Genomic DNA, 16,198 nt, shown 5'->3' on the forward strand with positions numbered 1-16,198 from the left:
TTCACCCAGCTCACTGCCGTGAGGGCCGGATGCCATGCGAACATATGTACGTGTCGTCCGGCGCCAACATCCTGCACGCCGACCTGGACGCGTTCTACGCATCGGTCGAGCAGCGCGACGACCCGCGCCTACGCGGGCGGCCGGTGATCGTCGGTGGCGGCGTGGTCCTCGCGGCCAGCTACGAGGCGAAGGCGCGGGGCGTCCGCAGCGCGATGGGCGGCCAACAGGCGCGCCGGCTGTGCCCGGACGCGATCGTCGTGCCGCCCCGGATGTCGGCGTACACGGCGGCGAGCCGCGCGGTCTTCGAGATCTTCCGGCAGACCACCCCGCTGGTCGAGGGGCTCTCCATCGACGAGGCGTTCCTGGACGTGGGTGGCCTACGGCGCCTGGTCGGGCCCCCTGCCGACATCGCCGAGCAGCTGCGCCGGGAGGTCCGTGAACGGGTCCGCCTGCCGATCACCGTGGGCGTGGCCCGCACGAAGTTCCTGGCGAAGGTGGCCAGCGGGGTGGCGAAGCCGGACGGGCTGCTGCTGGTCGCACCGGACGCCGAGTTGGCGTTCCTGCATCCGTTGCCGGTCGAGCGGCTGTGGGGCGTCGGCCCGGTCACCTCCGCCAAGTTGCGGACACATCGGATCCGCACCGTCGGGGAGGTCGCCCGGCTCGGCGAGGCCGCTCTGGTGTCACTGCTCGGGGCGGGCGCCGGCCGGCACCTGCACGCGCTGGCCCACAATCGCGATCCCCGGGCGGTGCAGGTCGGCCGCCGTCGCGGTTCGATGGGCGCGCAGCACGCGTTGAGCCGGGCCCCGCATGCCCTGGTGGAGCTGGACGCCATCCTCGCCGGTCTGGTCGATCGGGTCAGCCGGCGGATGCGGGCAGCCGGGCGGTCCGGTCGTACGGTGTTGCTGCGGCTGCGCTTCGGCGACTACACCCGGGCGACCCGCTCGCACACGATCGGCAAGGCGACGGCCGACACGGCGTCGCTGCTCGCCGCCGCGCGAGCGCTGCTGCGGGCCGCACTGCCCGAGATCGATCGCCGTGGCGTGACTCTGATCGGTGTCTCGGTGGGCAACCTCGACGACAACCCAGTGCAGCCGGAGCTGCCGTTCCACCGCAACCCGGGTGCGGAGTTGGACGCTGCGGTGGACGCGGTCCGCGACCGATTCGGATCGATGGCGCTCACCCGGGCGGTGTTGCTCGGTCGAGACCCGGGCGTCGAGGTGCCACTGCTGCCGGATTGACCGATCCGCGTGCGGTGTCCCCGCGCCGAACTGCGATCAGAGACACATCACAGCAGGTCGGCGGTTTAGCTGGCGGCTGACGGGTGACCCTTGAGCAGTACAACCTGACGAGGGGGGACCCAGGATGTCCGACGACACCAGCAACCGACCGAGCCGTCACGCCGAGCGGCCCGACGACGTGACCGACCCGCTGCTCTGGCAGCTGGCGATCGACGTGCTGAGTGCCCACGAGCCGGACGACGAGGGTCACTGCCGCAACCTCCAGTGCGCTGGGCAGTCCTGGCCGTGCGCGGCCCGCAACCGCGCCGAGCAGTCGCTGCGGCTGTCGCGTAGCACCCCCGCGTCGGTCGAGGACGTCAGTGGCGAGGCCGGCGCGGGCTGGCCCGGGGAGAGCGCGGTTCCGGCACCCCGGTGGGGTTGGAACGCCGGCCCGGTGGCGTCGCACCGAGGGCCGAAGACGTCCGCCTCGGCGGCGTGACGACGACCCGTCCGGGACACGGCCGCTTGGGCTGATCGCAGCACACCCCCGAACGCTCGGCCGCTGACCCGGCCGAGCGTTCAGCTGTCGTGACGGAGCGTTCAGATGTCGTGACGGAGCGTTCAGATGTCGTGACGGAGCGTTCAGATGTCGTGACGGAGCGTTCAGATGTCGCGGCGGAGCCAGGCCACGATGCGGCGCAGCAGCTCCACGTGCTCCGGCGACTCGTACGACCGGACGTCGTGACCGAGTGCGCTGTAGACGATCCGGCTGCTCCCAACGGTGCGCGCCCAGACGAGCGGGTGGGTGTCGCCTCCCTCGTCGTGGACGTAGAGGGGCTCGACGTCGACGCCGTCGATCAACTCCAGGTCGGTGTAGCGCTCGTCGAAGACCTCGAAGTCCCCGAGCCCGGTGCTGATCGGGTGCTCGACACCACTGCGCCGGACGAGGCTCGGGCCGATCGGCGGGTGGAAGCTCCGACCGTGTTGCCAGGCAGCGCCGACCGTGGATCGCCAGCTCGCCACCAGGGGGAACGCGAGCGTGGCGCTGTGTATGGCGAGCAGGCTGCCGCCCCGGGCCAGGAAGCCGTCGAGGACGCGGGCGAAGTCCTCATCGTCGGGGATCAGGGTCTGACGGTCGGCGCTGGCGTTGACCACCAGCAGGCGTGCACCGTCGAGTGCGGCGTCGAGTTGGTCGACGGACGTCACGACCGTCACGGAACCCGGGTCACCGATCAGCGTGGCCAGCGTGGCGCTGGTTTCGGCCAGCGGGTGCCAGGGGTCGGCGTGCGGGCCTTCCCCGCTGAAGATCACAGTGTCGAGAGGCATGACCCGCTCCACTCATCATTTGGACAATTTTCGAAATCCCGAATTGAAGGCTTACACCATGGGAACCGACTTCAAGCCCGGACCCCGGGCCGAAGCCGGCGCGTTCGCCCACTGGAACCGCTGGTGACAGACCACCGCCGTGCCCCAGCCAGGGCAACGACCAACAGGACCAGGGACATAAGCGGAAACCAATCTCCCGTACGCGAATAGACCGTGCCCCACCCCGTCGTCGCAGTGGCCGTGACCAGCAACTCCGCGTCGTCGCCGGTGGCCTCACCCACCATCTCGCCGCCGGGGTCGGTGACCGTCAGCCGGCCGAGCGCGGCGGCGCGGACCACGGTGAGACCGTTCTCCACGCCACGGACCAGGGCCATCCGGCTGTGCAGCCAGCCGTCGGAGGTGAAATCGAGGGCGGGGACCAGCAGCACCGTGGCGCCCTGCGCCCGATACCGCCGGACCAGGCCGGGATAGTCGAGGTCCTTGCAGATCGCGACACCGAACCGCCCGTCCACGATCACATCCTCGTCACCGGGCGTCAGCCAGTCCTCCAGGCCCGGGACCATATGCTGTTTGTCGTACGTCGTGGTCGTCCCGTCCGGGTTCAGCACCAACGCGACGTTGCTCGCCGTGCCGGCCCGCCGCAGCACCGCGCCGACGACGACCCGCGCCTCGGTCTGCTGGAGCGCGTCGACGAGCAGGGGCAGCGTCGAGTCGGTCACGGCGAACACCTTCTCCGGCAGTACGACGATCCGTGCCCCGCGGGCGACAAGTCCCGCGACTCGCGGAACGTAACGGGTGAGCAGGTCATGGCCGAGCGGTTCGTCGATCGGGAGCCCGTCCTCGGGCTGTCGCAGAGCGACGAGGCCGACGGTCAGCGGCTCGGCGGGGTCGGGGTTGCGGCTCAGTGACCAGCCCGACCATCCGCCGGTGCCGAGCAGGAGGACGAGCAGGCAGGTGAGGGCGCGCCGAGGGCTTTCACGGTGCGTGGTGGGACGGCGATGCAGGCTTCCGAGTAGGGCGGCGAGGGCGATCGGGACGGCGAGGAGCAGGTAGGTGACGCCCCAGACGCCGGTGAGCGCGGTCAGCTGGATGATCGGGCGGACGTCGGCCTGCGTGTAGGCGAGGCTCCACCACGCACCGTTCGGGAGCAGGCGGGACGCGGCGTATTCGCCCAGCACCCACAGCGACGGCACGGTGAGGATGGCGGTCACGGTTCGTCCGCGCAGCAGCAGTGCTCGGGCGAGCAGGACCGTGCCGCCGGCCATGCCGAGGCCGAGCAGGACCACGCCGGCGACCACGGGGACCGGTAGTCGCAGGGTGCCGAGGTAGTACCCCAACAGGCCGAGCTGACCGATCAACCAGGCCAGGACCGTCGCGCAGAGTGCGGTCCTCGGGCGTACCCGCACCGAAGCGAGGATCAGGGGGATCGGGGCGAGCCAGGTCAGCGCGGCAACGGGGTGCAGGCCGGAGCCACCGAGCCAGAGCAGGCCACTCAGGAGTGTGGCGACGATCGTCATCATGCGTCGATCGTGCGGCGGGGGCGGACGGGCCGGATCGCCGTACGAACTGGTTTTGATCTGGTCCCGTGGAGGGAGGCGGGAGAGCGCCGGGCCGGACGATACTGCCGACGTGAAGCGGTACGTCAATATCAGCGTCACCGTGGCCGCCGTCGCCGCGACCGTGCTGCCAGCCCTGGTCGGCGGCCTCCGCGCCTGGTGGGTGCTGCCGCTCGCGGTCCTGTCGTCGGTCCCGGTGCTGTGGCGTGACCGCGCGCTGCTCCGGGTCGCCTTCGTCGTGGGCGTCGCCACGACCGTCTCCGCCTTGCTCGGAGCGCCCCCGTTGCTGCCGGTCGGCCCGCTCGTCTGCCTCTACACGTTTGCGGCGCGAGCCGCCCTGCCGGTCCGTCTGCTCGGCATCGTGCTCACCGCCGCCGGCCTGCTGTTGTCGCTGCTCTATCCACATCCGGACGTGGAGGTGCTGCGTTACCTGTCGGTCGCCTACATCTTCTCGTACGCCCTGGGCACCAGCGCCCGAGCCCGCCGCACCCAGGCCCTCGCCCTCGCCGAACGTGATCGCCGCGTCGCCGGTGAACGCGAGGCGGCCGTGCTGCGCGAACGCACCCGCATCGCCCACGACCTGCACGACATCCTCACCCACGCGGTCGGTGTCATGATCGTCCAAGCGGAGGCGGGCCCGCTCCTGGTACGCCCCCACCCGGACCGCGCCGACGCCACTTTCGCCACGATCGCCGCCACCGGCCGGGACGCTGTCGTCCAACTCCGCCGCGCGGTCGGGAGCCTGCACGAAGCCGCCGACCAGCCACTCGACCAGCCGGGGCTGGCCCACCTCCCCGTCCTCGTCGAACGCGTCCGCGCGACCGGGCTGGACGCCGTCCTCACCGTCTCGTCCCCACCGTCCGAAGTAGTCTCCGGACCGATCAACAGTTCCGCCCCGCCGCCGTGGGAACCGCCGGCGGATGTCGGGGTCGCGGCCTATCGGATCGTGCAGGAGTCCCTGACCAATGTGGTCCGGCATGCCGAGGCAGGGTCGGTCCGCGTCCTGCTGGACTTCACAACGGAGTCCCTGACCGTCTCGATCACCGATGACGGCCACGGCAGCCGGGCTTCCGGCACCCGCCTGCCCGGATACGGGATCGTCGGCATGCGCGAGCGAGCCCAGGCGTGCGGCGGAACCCTGCACACCGGCCCGGCCTCCGACGGCTGCGGCTTCACCGTCACCGCGACTTTCCCGCTCCTCGCGCCGGCGGTGGCCTGATGCTGCGCGTCGTGCTCGCCGACGATCAGGACCTGTTCCGGGCCGGGTTCGCCACGATCCTCGGCGCCGAGCCGGACATCGAGGTGGTCGCCGAGGCCCCCGACGGTGCCGCCGCCGTGCAGGCCGCCCTCGAACACCGTCCCGACGTCGTCCTGATGGACATGCGCATGCCCATCTTCGATGGTGTCGCCGCGACCCGCGAGGTCTGCGCACGCACACCGAGTCGGGTCCTCGCCCTGACCATGTTCGACACCGACGACTACCTGTACGCGGCCCTGCGTGCGGGCGCCAGCGGCTTCCTACTCAAGGACGCCCCACGAGCCGACCTGGTGAACGCGGTCCGCGTGGTTGCCGCCGGCGATGCGCTGCTCGCCCCCGGCGTCACCGCCCGCGTGCTCGGCGAACTACACCGGCGCGGCCACCCGGACCCAGCCCTGGCCGCCGCGGTGACCGCCCTGACCGCCCGCGAGACGGACGTGCTGCGTCTGATCGCGGCTGGTCTGTCCAACGCCGAGATCGCCGCCCACCACCACCTCAGCGAGCACACGGTGAAAACCCACGTCGGCAACCTGCTCGCCAAACTCAACCTGCGCGACCGCGCCCAGGCAGTGATGATCGCCTACGAATCCGGCCTGGTGATCCCCGGCCGGTGACCGGCCGGCGGGGCCCGAGGAGATCGGGCGGCCCGCCGGCCGGCACGGGGAACGCCTACTACAGGGTGCGCGCCAGCCGGTCGGCGAGCGTCCGGGTGAAGCGGGCCGGGTCGGTCAGCTCGCCACCCTCGGCGAGCACCGCCAGGCCGTAGAGCAGCTCGGCGGTCTCGGTCAGCGCCCCGGAGTCGCTGCCCTGCTCATGGGCCTTGCGCAGCCCGGAAACCAGCGGGTGACCGGGATTGATCTCCAGGATCCGCTTGGTCGAGGGGATCTCGTGCCCCATCGCCCGGTACATCTTCTCCAGGGTCGGGGTGAGGTCGTGGGCGTCGCCGACGACGCAGGCCGGTGAGGTGGTCAGCCGGGACGACAGACGGACCTCCCGGACACTGTCGGTCAGGGTGGTGCCCAGCCAGTCGAGCAGCGCGGCGAACTCCTGTCGCTGCTGCTCCCGCTCGGCCTCGGCCTGCTGCTTCTCCTCGTCGGTGTCCAGGTCGATCTCGCCCTTGGCGATCGAGCGCAGCGGCCGGCCGTCGTACGCGCCGACCCGCTCGACCCACACCTCGTCAACCTGGTCGGTGAGCAGCAACACCTCGTGGCCCTTGGCCCGGAACGCCTCCAGGTGCGGGGAGTTCTCGATGGCGGCCCGGGTCTCGCCGGTGGCGTACCAGATGTCGGTCTGGCCGTCCTTCATCCTGGCGACGTAGCCGGCCAGGTCGGTGGGCTCGGCCGCGTCGTGTGTGGAGGCCACCGACAGGATGTCCAGCAGGGTGTCGCGGTTGTCGGTGTCGTCGATCAGCCCTTCCTTGACCACCGCGCCGAACTCGGTCCAGAAGGTGCGGTACCGCTCGGCGTGGTTGGCCTTCAGGTCCTTGACCGTGGCGAGGATCTTCTTCACCAGGCGACGGCGGACGATCTGGATCTGCCGGTCCTGCTGGAGGATCTCCCGGGAGATGTTCAGCGACAGGTCGTGCGCGTCGACCACACCCTTGACGAAGCGCAGGTAGGTCGGGACCAGCGCCTCGCAGTCGTCCATGATGAACACGCGCTTGACGTAGAGCTGGACGCCGCGGCGGCCCTGCGGGGAGAACAGGTCCAGTGGGGCGTGGCTGGGCAGGAACAGCAGCGCCTCGTACTCGAAGGTGCCCTCGCCCTTCATGTGCACGACCTCGAGCGGGTCGGCCCAGTCGTGGCTGACGTGCTTGTAGAACTCGTTGTACTCGGCGGCGTCGACCTCGTCGCGGGGCCGCGCCCAGAGCGCCTTCATCGAGTTGAGGGTCTGCACCTCGCTGGTGGCGGGGGCGTCGTCGGCGCCGGGGCGCTCGACGGTCATCCGGATCGGCCAGGCGATGAAGTCGGAGTATCGCTTGACGATCTCCCGGATGGTCCACTCGGCGGTGTAGTCGTGCAGGTTGTCCTCGGTGTCGGCCGGCTTGAGGTGCAGGGTCACCGTCGTGCCCTGTGGCGCCTCGTCGACTCCCTCGATCGAGTACGTGCCTTCGCCGGTGGACTCCCACCGGGTGCCGCCGGTCTCGCCAGCCTTGCGGGTCAGCAGGGTGACCCGGTCGGCGACCATGAACGCGGCGTAGAAACCGACGCCGAACTGGCCGATCAGGTCCTGCGAGGCGTGGGCGTCGGCGGATTCGCGCAGCTGGCGCAGCAGCTCGGCGGTGCCCGACTTGGCGATGGTGCCGATCAGCTGGACAACTTCGTCGCGGGTCATCCCGATGCCGTTGTCCCGCACCGTGAGGGTGCGGGCGTCGCGGTCGACTTCCAGGGCGACGTGCAGGTCGTCGGTGTCGGCGACGAGGTCCTTGTCGACAAGCGTGGCCAGCCGCAGCTTGTCCAGCGCGTCGGACGCGTTCGAGATGAGTTCCCGCAGGAATACGTCTTTGTTCGAATAGATCGAGTGGACCACCAACTGGAGGAGCTGACGCGCCTCGGCCTGGAACTCCAACGTTTCGGCCTGATTGCTCACACCGTCTCCCTGCTCGGCTCGTGCGAAGGTTCGCGGAAAGGATACGAGTCGTCACCGGCCGGGTGGTGACCGAGTCCGGGTCGTATTCCCGATCCGGGCGCGCCACCACCGTGACATAGCTGACTTTGGCACATAGAAGTCAGGTCGGCTAGCCTCACGGCCATGAAGATCGCTGGAAGCACCGCCCTCGTCACCGGGGCCAACCGCGGCTTCGGCCGGCACCTCGCCGCCGAACTCCTCGCCCGCGGCGCCACCGTCTACGCCGGCGCCCGCAACCCCGACAGCGTCGACCTGCCCGGTGTGACGCCGGTGAAACTCGACATCACCGACCCCGCCTCGGTGGCCGCCGCCGCCAAGCTGGCCGGCGACGTGAACCTCCTGATCAACAACGCCGGCATCGATACCGGCACCGACCTGCTCGAGGGCGACCTGGACCTCGTCCGGCTGGAGCTGGAGACCCACTACCTCGGCACCCTGTCGATGGTCCGGGCGTTCACGCCGATCATCACCGGCAACGGCGGCGGGACGATCCTCAACGTGCTCTCCGTGCTCTCGTGGGTCAACTTCCCGCACCTCGGGGCGTACGGCGCCGCCAAGTCCGCCGAGTGGGCGATGACCAACGCGCTGCGCCTCCAGCTCGCCGAGCGAGGCGTTCGAGTCGCCGGCCTGCACGTCGGCTACATGGACACCGACATGACCGCCGGAGTCACCGCCCCGAAGTCCGACCCGGCGGTGATCGCCCGGATCGGGGTGGACGGCATCGAGGCCGACGCGTACGAGATCGTCACCGACGAGACCAGCCGCCAGGTGCAGGCCGGGCTCTCCGCCGGGGTGGCCGCGCTCTACCCGCAGCTCCCCTGACCCACGACGCGCCGAGCCGCCGCCGGACAGCACCGGCGGCGGCTCTTCTACCTTCAGGTACGCGGGGCCGTCAGCTCGCCTGCAACGTCACGTCGTCGATCACGAAGCTGGTCTGCCAGTACGCCTTCAGCGGCGCCGCCGTGGTCGAGCTGACCCGGTTGATGAAGTAGCCGCCGTTTGTCGAGCCAGCCGACACTTACAGATATCAATGTTGCGGGCATCGGTCGTTCGTCCCGAACCGCCCCAGCTCCGACGGTAGGTACCGGCGTCGGCACAGGTGAGTAGAGGTGCCAGGATGGGTAGGTAACGCCAGCAAGGGTCGTCGGGCCCAGAACGGGGGCTTGCGATGGGGCCGGATCGAGCGTGACAGGACCCAGCGCTGACCTGTTCACCGGCGGCGGTGACACCGGTCGGTTGATGGCGGAGCTGGACTGGGCCCGCACACCACTCGGCCCGGTGACCGGCTGGCCGCAGAGCCTGCGCGCCGCGGTGCGGATGGTGCTCTCCTCCCGGTACCCCATGCTGCTGCTCTGGGGGGACAGCCTCTCCCAGCTCTACAACGACGCGTACTCCCAGCTGATCGGCGACAAGCACCCGGCCGCGCTCGGCGACGACGTGCGGGTGACCCTGGCCGAGGGCTGGGACGTGCTCGCCCCACTGATCCAGCAGGCCACGGCGACCGGAGTGGCCAGCTGGGTCCCCGCCCTGCAACTGCTGCTGGAGCGGGCCGGCTACCGCGAGGAGGCGTACTTCAGCGTCTCGCACGCCCCCGCGCGAGACGACGACGGCCGCACCGTCGGCGTACTCACCGTCTGCAGCGAGGTCACCGAGCAGGTGGTCGGCGAACGACGGCTGCGCCTGCTGCGCGACCTGTCCCTTCTCGGCGACGGACGCACAGTCGACGTGCAGGCCACCGCCTCTCGGCTGATCGACGCGGTCGACAGCCATCCGCTGGACGTGCCGTTCGCCGCCATCTACCTGCGCGACGGCGCGGTCCTGCAGCGCATCGCCTGCACCGGCGGCGACCAGGGATACGCCGGGGCACTGCCGGACACCGTCGAGCTGGCCGACCCCGGCCCGGTCGCGTACGCCTGGGGGCTGCCGGATGCCGCCCAGGGTCGCCCGACTCAGGTGTCCGACGTCGCCGGCCGGCTGCCACTGCCCGGTGGCCCGTGGGGCGACCCCGTCCGCACCGCGCTGGCGCTACCGCTGCCCTCGGGCGACGGGGATCAGCCGCTCGGCGTCCTGCTGGCCGGGGTCAGTCCCAGCCGAGGGCTGGACGAGGCGTACCGGTCCTTCGACCAACTACTGGCCCAGCAGATCTCCGTGGCGCTGCGCAACGCCCAGGAGTACGAGCAGGAGAGGCGCCGGGTCGAGGCGCTGGCCGAACTGGACCGGGTGAAGACCGATTTCTTCGCCAACGTCAGCCACGAGTTCCGTACCCCCTTGGCCCTCATCCTCGGCCCGTTGGCCGACGCCCTCACCGACGCCACCGCGCCGTTGGCGTCGGTGCAGCGGGAACGGTTGGAAACCTCCTGGCGTAATGCCACCCGACTGTTGACCCTGGTCAACAGCCTGCTGACCTTCTCCAGTCTGGAGGTTGGGCGGGCCCGCAGCGACGCCCGGGTGGTCGACCTGGCCGCGCTCACGGCCGAACTCGCCGGCGTGTTCCGGGCCGCCGTCGAGCGGGCCGGGCTGACCCTTGAGGTGATCTGCCCGCCGCTGCCCCGGCCGGTCACCCTTGATCCGGTCAACTGGGAACGCATCGTCACGAACCTGCTGTCCAATGCCCTGAAGTACACGTTCATCGGCCGTATCCGGGTCGCCCTGGTCGCCGACGACGAGGAGGTGCGGCTCACCGTCGCGGACACCGGCATCGGCATCGCCGAAACGGACCTGCCGAAACTCTTCGAACGCTTCCACCGGGTGCGGGGCGCGCGTTCGCGCAGCCACGAGGGCACGGGCATCGGTCTGGCCCTGGTGCATGAGCTGGCCCGGTTGGAGGGCGGTGAGGTCCGGGTGGCGAGCCGAGTGGGCGTTGGCAGCACCTTCACCGTGGCGCTGCCGTGGTCGGCGGCGCACCGCACGGCGGTGAACGGGCCACCGGTGGACGGGCGGGGCGACGCCGCCCGCGCCGCTGTCGAGGAGGCGATGGGCTGGCTCACCGAGCCAGGCGGCACTCTGAGCGAGCCCGATCGCGCGTCCGGACCGGCCATGGACGAGTTGGCCGGGGCACGGATCCTGGTCGCCGACGACAACACCGACATGCGGGCGTACCTCAGCCGGCTGCTCACCGGGCAGGGTTGGCGGGTGCGGGCCGTCACCGACGGCCAGCAGGCCCTTGACGAGGTCCGCCGCGAACTACCGGACCTCGTCCTCACCGACGTGATGATGCCGGTGCTGGACGGCTTCGAGGTGGTACGCCGGCTCCGCGCGGACCCGGCGACCCGGACGCTGCCGGTGCTGGTGCTCTCCGCCCGCGCCGGCGGGGAGGCCAGCGTGGAGGGCCTGAGCCTGGGCGCCGACGACTACCTGGTGAAGCCGTTCGCGGCGGCCGAGCTGATCGCCCGGATCCGGACGGCCATTCGGCGGGCCCGCATCCACTCGGCCGCCGACTCCACCCCACCAGCGATCGACACCGCAGCGGCGATCGACACCGCAGCGGCGCCGGCGCGACCCGGCGCGGTCACCACCGTCCCGCCGGTCCGGGCGGTCGAACCCGGCAAGGACGCGCCCGTGGTCGCGGAGACCCGGACCGACGGCGACGGGCTGGGCGACACCCTGGACATGGGGTGGACGTACCCGTCCGCACCTACCTCGGCGGCGGCTATGCGTCGGGATATCCGGCTGACGCTGGGCGGCCTCGACGTCGACCCGGACGTGCTGGAGGATCTCCTGCTCGCCGCGTCCGAGGCGATGAACAACGCCGTCGAGCACGCGCAGCGGCCCAGCCGTCCGGAGGTGCGGGTCCGGGTCCAGGTGGGTGGCGGGCTGGTCCGGATCTCGGTGCGGGACTTCGGCACATGGCGGGACCGCCGGCCGGCGATGGACCGGGGACGGGGCGCGCTGCTGATGAACGCCTACGGCGACGTGCGCCTGGTCTCCACCGCCGAGGGGACGACGGTGACCATCGATCGGCAACTGGCCGGCCCGGCCTGAGTGAGCACTGGCCGGCCCGGCCTGAGTAGGCACTGGCCGACCCGGCCTGAGTAAGCACTGGCCGACCCGGCCTGAGCGACCAGCCGCCAGCGCGTCAGAGTCGGCGGCCGCTGCTGTCGCGGGCGATGATGCCGTCGAGCCGCTCCCCCGGGGTCAGCTTGGCCGGGTCGAACCAGAAGATCACCACCTGCTTGTCGACGCTCCAGCGGGCGAGTCGGGCGTCGACCTGCCGCCCGTCGACGGTGCCGATGATCCGCTGTGCGGGGCCGACGAAGTAGCCGAAGGTGGGCACCGGCGCGGCCGATGACCGCACGTCGTAGCCGATCTGGTGGAACCCGGGGCTGCGGTCAACCCCTCCGACGTCGTTGATCAGGAGGTCCGTGGTCAGCGTGCCGTCCAGGGCGCGGCGACCGGCGACGAGCCCGACGGACACTTTGGGATGGCCGGGCACGGACACCCCGACGACGAAGTACACCCGCTGGTCGGTGCCGTGCCGCACCCCGCTGTCGATCACCTGGCCCAGAGGCTTCGGGGGCCTTGCGTCGGGGTCCGTCCCCGGCGGCAGCGTGGGGCCCAACGTCGTCGGCACCATCGGTGAGACGCCGGTCGGAGGCGTGGCGACGGCGACCGGCGGCGGACGCTCGTCCGCCGATGGATCGTCCGGTCGGGCGCCGACGGCCACCACGACGACGACGGCTGCCAGGCCGGCCGCGAGCGTCGCCGCCCCGGCTCCGGCAACCCGCCGACGGGTACGCAGGCGCCGTCCCTCACGCATCACGGTGGCCAGGTCAAGCACGGCGTCGGGGCGCTCGGTCGCCCGCATGGCGTGTCGGAGCCGGTCCAGCTCGCTCATCGGCGCGCCTCCTGGTCAGCCGTGTGCGGCGCGGCGGTGCGCAGCTTTTCCAAGGCTCGCGAGCTGGTGCTCTTGACCGTGCCGACGGAAACGGCGAGTTCCCGGGCCACCTGCGCCTCCGGAAGGTCGAAGTAGTAGCGCAGCACGACGATGGCCCGCTCACGAGGGCTGAGCGCACCGAGGATGGTGATCAACCAGCGCCGGGTGGCCACCTCGTCGGCCACGTCGCCGCGCCGCTGCTGGGGCACCTCGTCGGTCGGATACTCCCGCATCGGCCGCCGCCACCCGTCGACCAGGTGGTTGACCAGGGTGCGGCGGGCGTACCCGTAGGCGTCGTCGTCGTGGATCCGCGACCACGACGCGTAGGTGCGGACCAGAGCGGTCTGTGCGGCGTCCTCGGCCTGGTGGTGGTCGCCGGTCATCAGGAACGCGGCATGCACCAATCGCGCGGACGCCGCCCGCGCGAACTCGACGAACTCCGCGTCACCGCGCGCCACCGTGAACCCTCCCCCGTGCCACAGCGTCTAGGACGGGCGAGACCGGCAAAAGGTTGAGCTGCGTCACAACAACCTCTCGCCACGGTCACCCGTCTTCTTCTCCGCGCCGCCGACGATCGGCGCGCGAGGGGAGAGACATGTCGACGAAGGTTACCCGCCGGCGGAGTACCGCCTCAGCGGTGTTGCTGCTGGTGGTGGCGCTGCTCACCGGCTGCGGACTGCCGGCCGCCGGGCAACCCGCCGCCGATCCCGCCAGCGCCGGGCCGCTGGCCAGCGGGCCGCCCTCGGCCACTGCCTCCGGTCCGCCGTCCGGAAGCGCCGGGAACGCCGGTGTCGCGCCCAGTCCCGTGCCTGCCATCACGATCAGCTACCCCGCCACCGGCGGCAACCGCTGGTCGGTGGCGCCCGCCGAGACGACACCCGGACGGGCGACCGGCGGCCGGTTGCTGCGCTACCGGGTGGCCGTCGAGCGCGACATCAAGGGCCTGCCGGCGGGTGACATCGCCACGGCGGTGTCCGCGACGTTGAACGACCCTCACGGGTGGACGGCCGGAGGCACATGGCGGTTGCGCCGGGTGGGTGCCGGTGAACCGACCGACTTCACCATCTACCTCGCGACCCCCGGCACACGGGACACGCTGTGCCAGGACCAGCCGGACGGTTACACCTCGTGTCGCAACGGTGACCGGGTGGTGCTCAACGTGGCGCGCTGGGTCGAGGCAGTGCCGGGCTACGGCGCGAGCCTGGCGACCTATCGGCAGTACATGGTCAACCACGAGGTGGGGCACCGGCTCGGGTTCGGTCACGAGCGGTGCCCGGGGCGAGGTCAGCCGGCGCCGGTGATGCAGCAGCAGACGCTGGGCCTGCACGGCTGCGCCGCGAACGCCTGGCCGTATCCCGAGGGCAAACGCCGCTACAGCGGGCCGGTCGGGGCTTACGACGACGAGATCCCGCGGCGCGAGGGTGCGTACTCGGCGCACTGAGCCCGACGGCCGTGGGCCGCCGACTCAGGTGCGGCGGTCGCGCTCCTGGGTCAGCCGCTCGTCCAGCCGGCCCAGCTCGTAGACCGCGTTGAGGCTGGTCGGCAGTCGGCTGACATTGTCCGGTACGGGGCTGGGAGCCGGCGCGGGAGCGGGAGCCGGCGCAGGTGCAGGTGCGGCGGAGGGGCCCGGGGCGCGGCGGCGCAGCAGTGCCAGTGCCAGCAGCGCCAGGAGGGTCAGGAGGGTCAGGACCAGCAGGTAGGACACGGGCGGCCAACTGTCGCGAGCGGGGTTGGCGAACGCCGGCGGGGCGGCCGGGGCGGGGGCCTCCCCGTTTCGCAGGGGCACGGGGGCCTCGCGGATGCCCGTGTGTTCGCCGGCGGGGCGATCGGGTGCGGCGGGCACCGCCGGGGCGGGGGCACCCGCCGCCGACCCAGCCGGCGTGGGGGGCGCAACGGACACCGCCGGAGTGGTCTGCTCGGTGGTCACCGGCGGGCTCGGCGTGGACGCGGGGGTGGGCGTGGGGGTGGGCGTGGGGGCGGCGGTCGGCTTGCTGCCACCGTTCAGCAGATCGTCGACGATCTGGCCGACACCACCGAGGAGGCTGCCGACCGGACCGGGGGTGGCCGACGGGGAGGGTGCGGGCGCGAGGGCGAGAGTCAGCACGAGAGCGACGACGGCAGGCACGGGGGCCACCTCCGATGTGGCGATGTGCCAGGCACCGTACCGCATCGTGGGATCGCGTGGGTGCCCCAGCGGGACCGGAAGCCGGGACGCGCCGTGCCCCCGCCCCCGCCCCCGTTGCCCGTGGTCAAGCAGGCGGGTGGGCCGCCGACCTGGGACACCTGGCAGCCCTCGCGTCGCTCCTCGCCGACGGGTCTCCGGTGACAGCCGCACCGCTCGCCGCGATCAGCGCCTCGGCTGCGGTTGTGCGGGCATAGAGGACGAAGCGTCCGACGCGGTGGGTGCTCACCAGGCCGGCTTCGCGCAGTGCACCGAGGTGCTGTGACACCGTGCCCGGGGTGAGCCCGCAGCGGTCGGCCAGTTCCAGGGTCGAGGTCGGCACGGCCAACTCGTGCAGCAGCGCCGCCCGGCTGCGGCCCACCACCCCGGCCAGCTCTCGCCCGTGCGGGGTTGGATCCCGTTCCCAGAGCGTGGCCACCGCCCGCGCCGGGAAGCGCAGCACCGGTTGTCCGGGAGAGCCGAAGTTCGACCACACCCGACGGCCACTGAACACCGACGGTACGAGCAGCAGACCCCGCCCGTCGAGTCGTACCGTGCCAGCCAGCACGATGTGCTCCACCGACAGCGTGTCGGCGTCCAGCCGGACGAAGGGGTCGAGTTGGTTGAGCAGGCCGTGCACCCCGTCGGTGGCCATGCGCTGTGCGCCGAGCAACACCTCCCGCTCCAGCAGGGTGCGCATCCTGGGCCAGTAGGGAGTGATCACCGCGTCGGCGTAGGCCCGGATCACCGTCGCCAGCCGGGCCAGCTCGGCTGACGGGTCGGCGTAGAGCGCGGCCAGGGCCGGCGAATGTGGCCCGGGCAGCGCGTCGAGGCTGGCCCGCACCACGTCGGGAGGACTGGCGACGAGGGCTGCCAATTCGACGTCGAGAGTGGGCTGTGACGTGGCCGGGGGTGGGCAGACGAAGGTGGGGATGACCCGTGTCGGAATCCGCACCAGGTCGGCGAAGAGCTGCCAGTCCACCGCGTCCAGGCGTGGCCGGGCCTGCTCGTACCAGGCCAGGTGCTCCGGGAACTGGTGCGGCCACTTGATGACTCGGACGCTGGCCACCGCCTCCCACAGCGGCGACACCGCGAATCGGGTCATCGCCAGATCTCGCGCGTCCAGCCCGATCAGCATCATTGGTGCTCCCGATGGATTCGGTGAGAGTCAAATCTATC

General features: G+C 71.5%; 15 protein-coding genes. 7 read left to right on the plus strand and 8 right to left on the minus strand.

Annotated features, from left to right (window positions below):
* Positions 1-50: 50 nt before the first annotated feature.
* On the plus strand, positions 51-1,238 hold the full coding sequence (dinB, locus tag ACLQ28_RS29830; protein ID WP_425689590.1) for a DNA polymerase IV: 1,188 nt from the start codon (positions 51-53) through the stop codon (positions 1,236-1,238).
* A gap of 124 nt (positions 1,239-1,362) precedes the next feature.
* The gene (locus ACLQ28_RS29835) at positions 1,363-1,716 is read left to right on the plus strand and encodes a hypothetical protein (protein WP_425689591.1); all 354 of its coding nucleotides are present in this window, start codon (positions 1,363-1,365) and stop codon (positions 1,714-1,716) included.
* A gap of 164 nt (positions 1,717-1,880) precedes the next feature.
* Here the strand turns inward: ACLQ28_RS29835 and ACLQ28_RS29840 are convergent, their stop codons facing one another.
* Positions 1,881-2,543, minus strand: a complete 663-nt coding sequence (locus tag ACLQ28_RS29840; RefSeq protein WP_425689592.1) for a ThuA domain-containing protein — start codon at positions 2,541-2,543, stop codon at positions 1,881-1,883.
* A 71-nt stretch (positions 2,544-2,614) separates the two neighbouring features.
* The gene (locus ACLQ28_RS29845) at positions 2,615-4,063 is read right to left on the minus strand and encodes a nitrilase-related carbon-nitrogen hydrolase (protein WP_425689593.1); all 1,449 of its coding nucleotides are present in this window, start codon (positions 4,061-4,063) and stop codon (positions 2,615-2,617) included.
* Between the two features lie 109 nt (positions 4,064-4,172).
* On the opposite strand from ACLQ28_RS29845, the gene ACLQ28_RS29850 reads away from it, so the two are divergent.
* Both ACLQ28_RS29850 and ACLQ28_RS29855 read left to right on the plus strand, forming a co-directional pair.
* Positions 4,173-5,318: a sensor histidine kinase gene (locus tag ACLQ28_RS29850; RefSeq protein WP_425689594.1), complete on the plus strand. Its 1,146-nt coding sequence runs from the start codon at positions 4,173-4,175 to the stop codon at positions 5,316-5,318.
* Complete coding sequence (locus ACLQ28_RS29855) at positions 5,318-5,971, plus strand: response regulator transcription factor (RefSeq protein WP_425689595.1); 654 nt, start codon at positions 5,318-5,320, stop codon at positions 5,969-5,971. Before ACLQ28_RS29850 ends, ACLQ28_RS29855 begins: the two co-directional genes overlap by 1 nt.
* 58 nt (positions 5,972-6,029) lie before the next feature.
* Here ACLQ28_RS29855 and htpG read toward each other — a convergent pair whose 3' ends face one another.
* Positions 6,030-7,946: a molecular chaperone HtpG gene (htpG, locus tag ACLQ28_RS29860; RefSeq protein ID WP_425689596.1), complete on the minus strand. Its 1,917-nt coding sequence runs from the start codon at positions 7,944-7,946 to the stop codon at positions 6,030-6,032.
* 162 nt (positions 7,947-8,108) lie between these two features.
* On the opposite strand from htpG, the gene ACLQ28_RS29865 reads away from it, so the two are divergent.
* Positions 8,109-8,807 carry an SDR family oxidoreductase gene (locus ACLQ28_RS29865; RefSeq protein WP_425689597.1) on the plus strand — a complete coding sequence of 233 codons (699 nt, stop codon included), beginning with the start codon at positions 8,109-8,111 and terminating at the stop codon, positions 8,805-8,807.
* A gap of 70 nt (positions 8,808-8,877) precedes the next feature.
* On the opposite strand, the gene ACLQ28_RS29870 is transcribed toward ACLQ28_RS29865, so the two are convergent.
* Positions 8,878-9,003 carry a hypothetical protein gene (locus ACLQ28_RS29870; RefSeq protein ID WP_425689598.1) on the minus strand — a complete coding sequence of 42 codons (126 nt, stop codon included), beginning with the start codon at positions 9,001-9,003 and terminating at the stop codon, positions 8,878-8,880.
* 167 nt (positions 9,004-9,170) lie between these two features.
* On the opposite strand from ACLQ28_RS29870, the gene ACLQ28_RS29875 reads away from it, so the two are divergent.
* Positions 9,171-11,966 carry an ATP-binding protein gene (locus ACLQ28_RS29875; RefSeq protein WP_425689599.1) on the plus strand — a complete coding sequence of 932 codons (2,796 nt, stop codon included), beginning with the start codon at positions 9,171-9,173 and terminating at the stop codon, positions 11,964-11,966.
* A gap of 94 nt (positions 11,967-12,060) precedes the next feature.
* Here ACLQ28_RS29875 and ACLQ28_RS29880 read toward each other — a convergent pair whose 3' ends face one another.
* Entirely contained in the window at positions 12,061-12,819 is a 759-nt protein-coding gene (locus ACLQ28_RS29880) for a hypothetical protein (protein WP_425689600.1), read from the minus strand.
* A complete protein-coding gene (locus ACLQ28_RS29885; RefSeq protein ID WP_425689601.1) occupies positions 12,816-13,316 on the minus strand; it encodes a SigE family RNA polymerase sigma factor in 501 nt (166 codons plus the stop codon). The genes ACLQ28_RS29880 and ACLQ28_RS29885 overlap by 4 nt, the downstream gene beginning before the upstream one ends.
* A gap of 137 nt (positions 13,317-13,453) precedes the next feature.
* On the opposite strand from ACLQ28_RS29885, the gene ACLQ28_RS29890 reads away from it, so the two are divergent.
* Positions 13,454-14,299 (plus strand): DUF3152 domain-containing protein, encoded by an 846-nt coding sequence (locus tag ACLQ28_RS29890; protein WP_425689602.1) that lies wholly within the window; start codon positions 13,454-13,456, stop codon positions 14,297-14,299.
* Positions 14,300-14,323: 24 nt separating this feature from the next.
* Here the strand turns inward: ACLQ28_RS29890 and ACLQ28_RS29895 are convergent, their stop codons facing one another.
* Both ACLQ28_RS29895 and ACLQ28_RS29900 read right to left on the minus strand, forming a co-directional pair.
* Positions 14,324-14,983, minus strand: a complete 660-nt coding sequence (locus ACLQ28_RS29895) for a hypothetical protein (RefSeq protein ID WP_425689603.1) — start codon at positions 14,981-14,983, stop codon at positions 14,324-14,326.
* A 124-nt stretch (positions 14,984-15,107) separates the two neighbouring features.
* Positions 15,108-16,160 carry an ArsR/SmtB family transcription factor gene (locus ACLQ28_RS29900; RefSeq protein WP_425689604.1) on the minus strand — a complete coding sequence of 351 codons (1,053 nt, stop codon included), beginning with the start codon at positions 16,158-16,160 and terminating at the stop codon, positions 15,108-15,110.
* Positions 16,161-16,198 lie beyond the last annotated feature (38 nt).

The sequence above is a fragment of the Micromonospora sp. DT201 genome, assembly GCF_049841575.1.
Lineage (GTDB): Bacteria > Actinomycetota > Actinomycetes > Mycobacteriales > Micromonosporaceae > Micromonospora.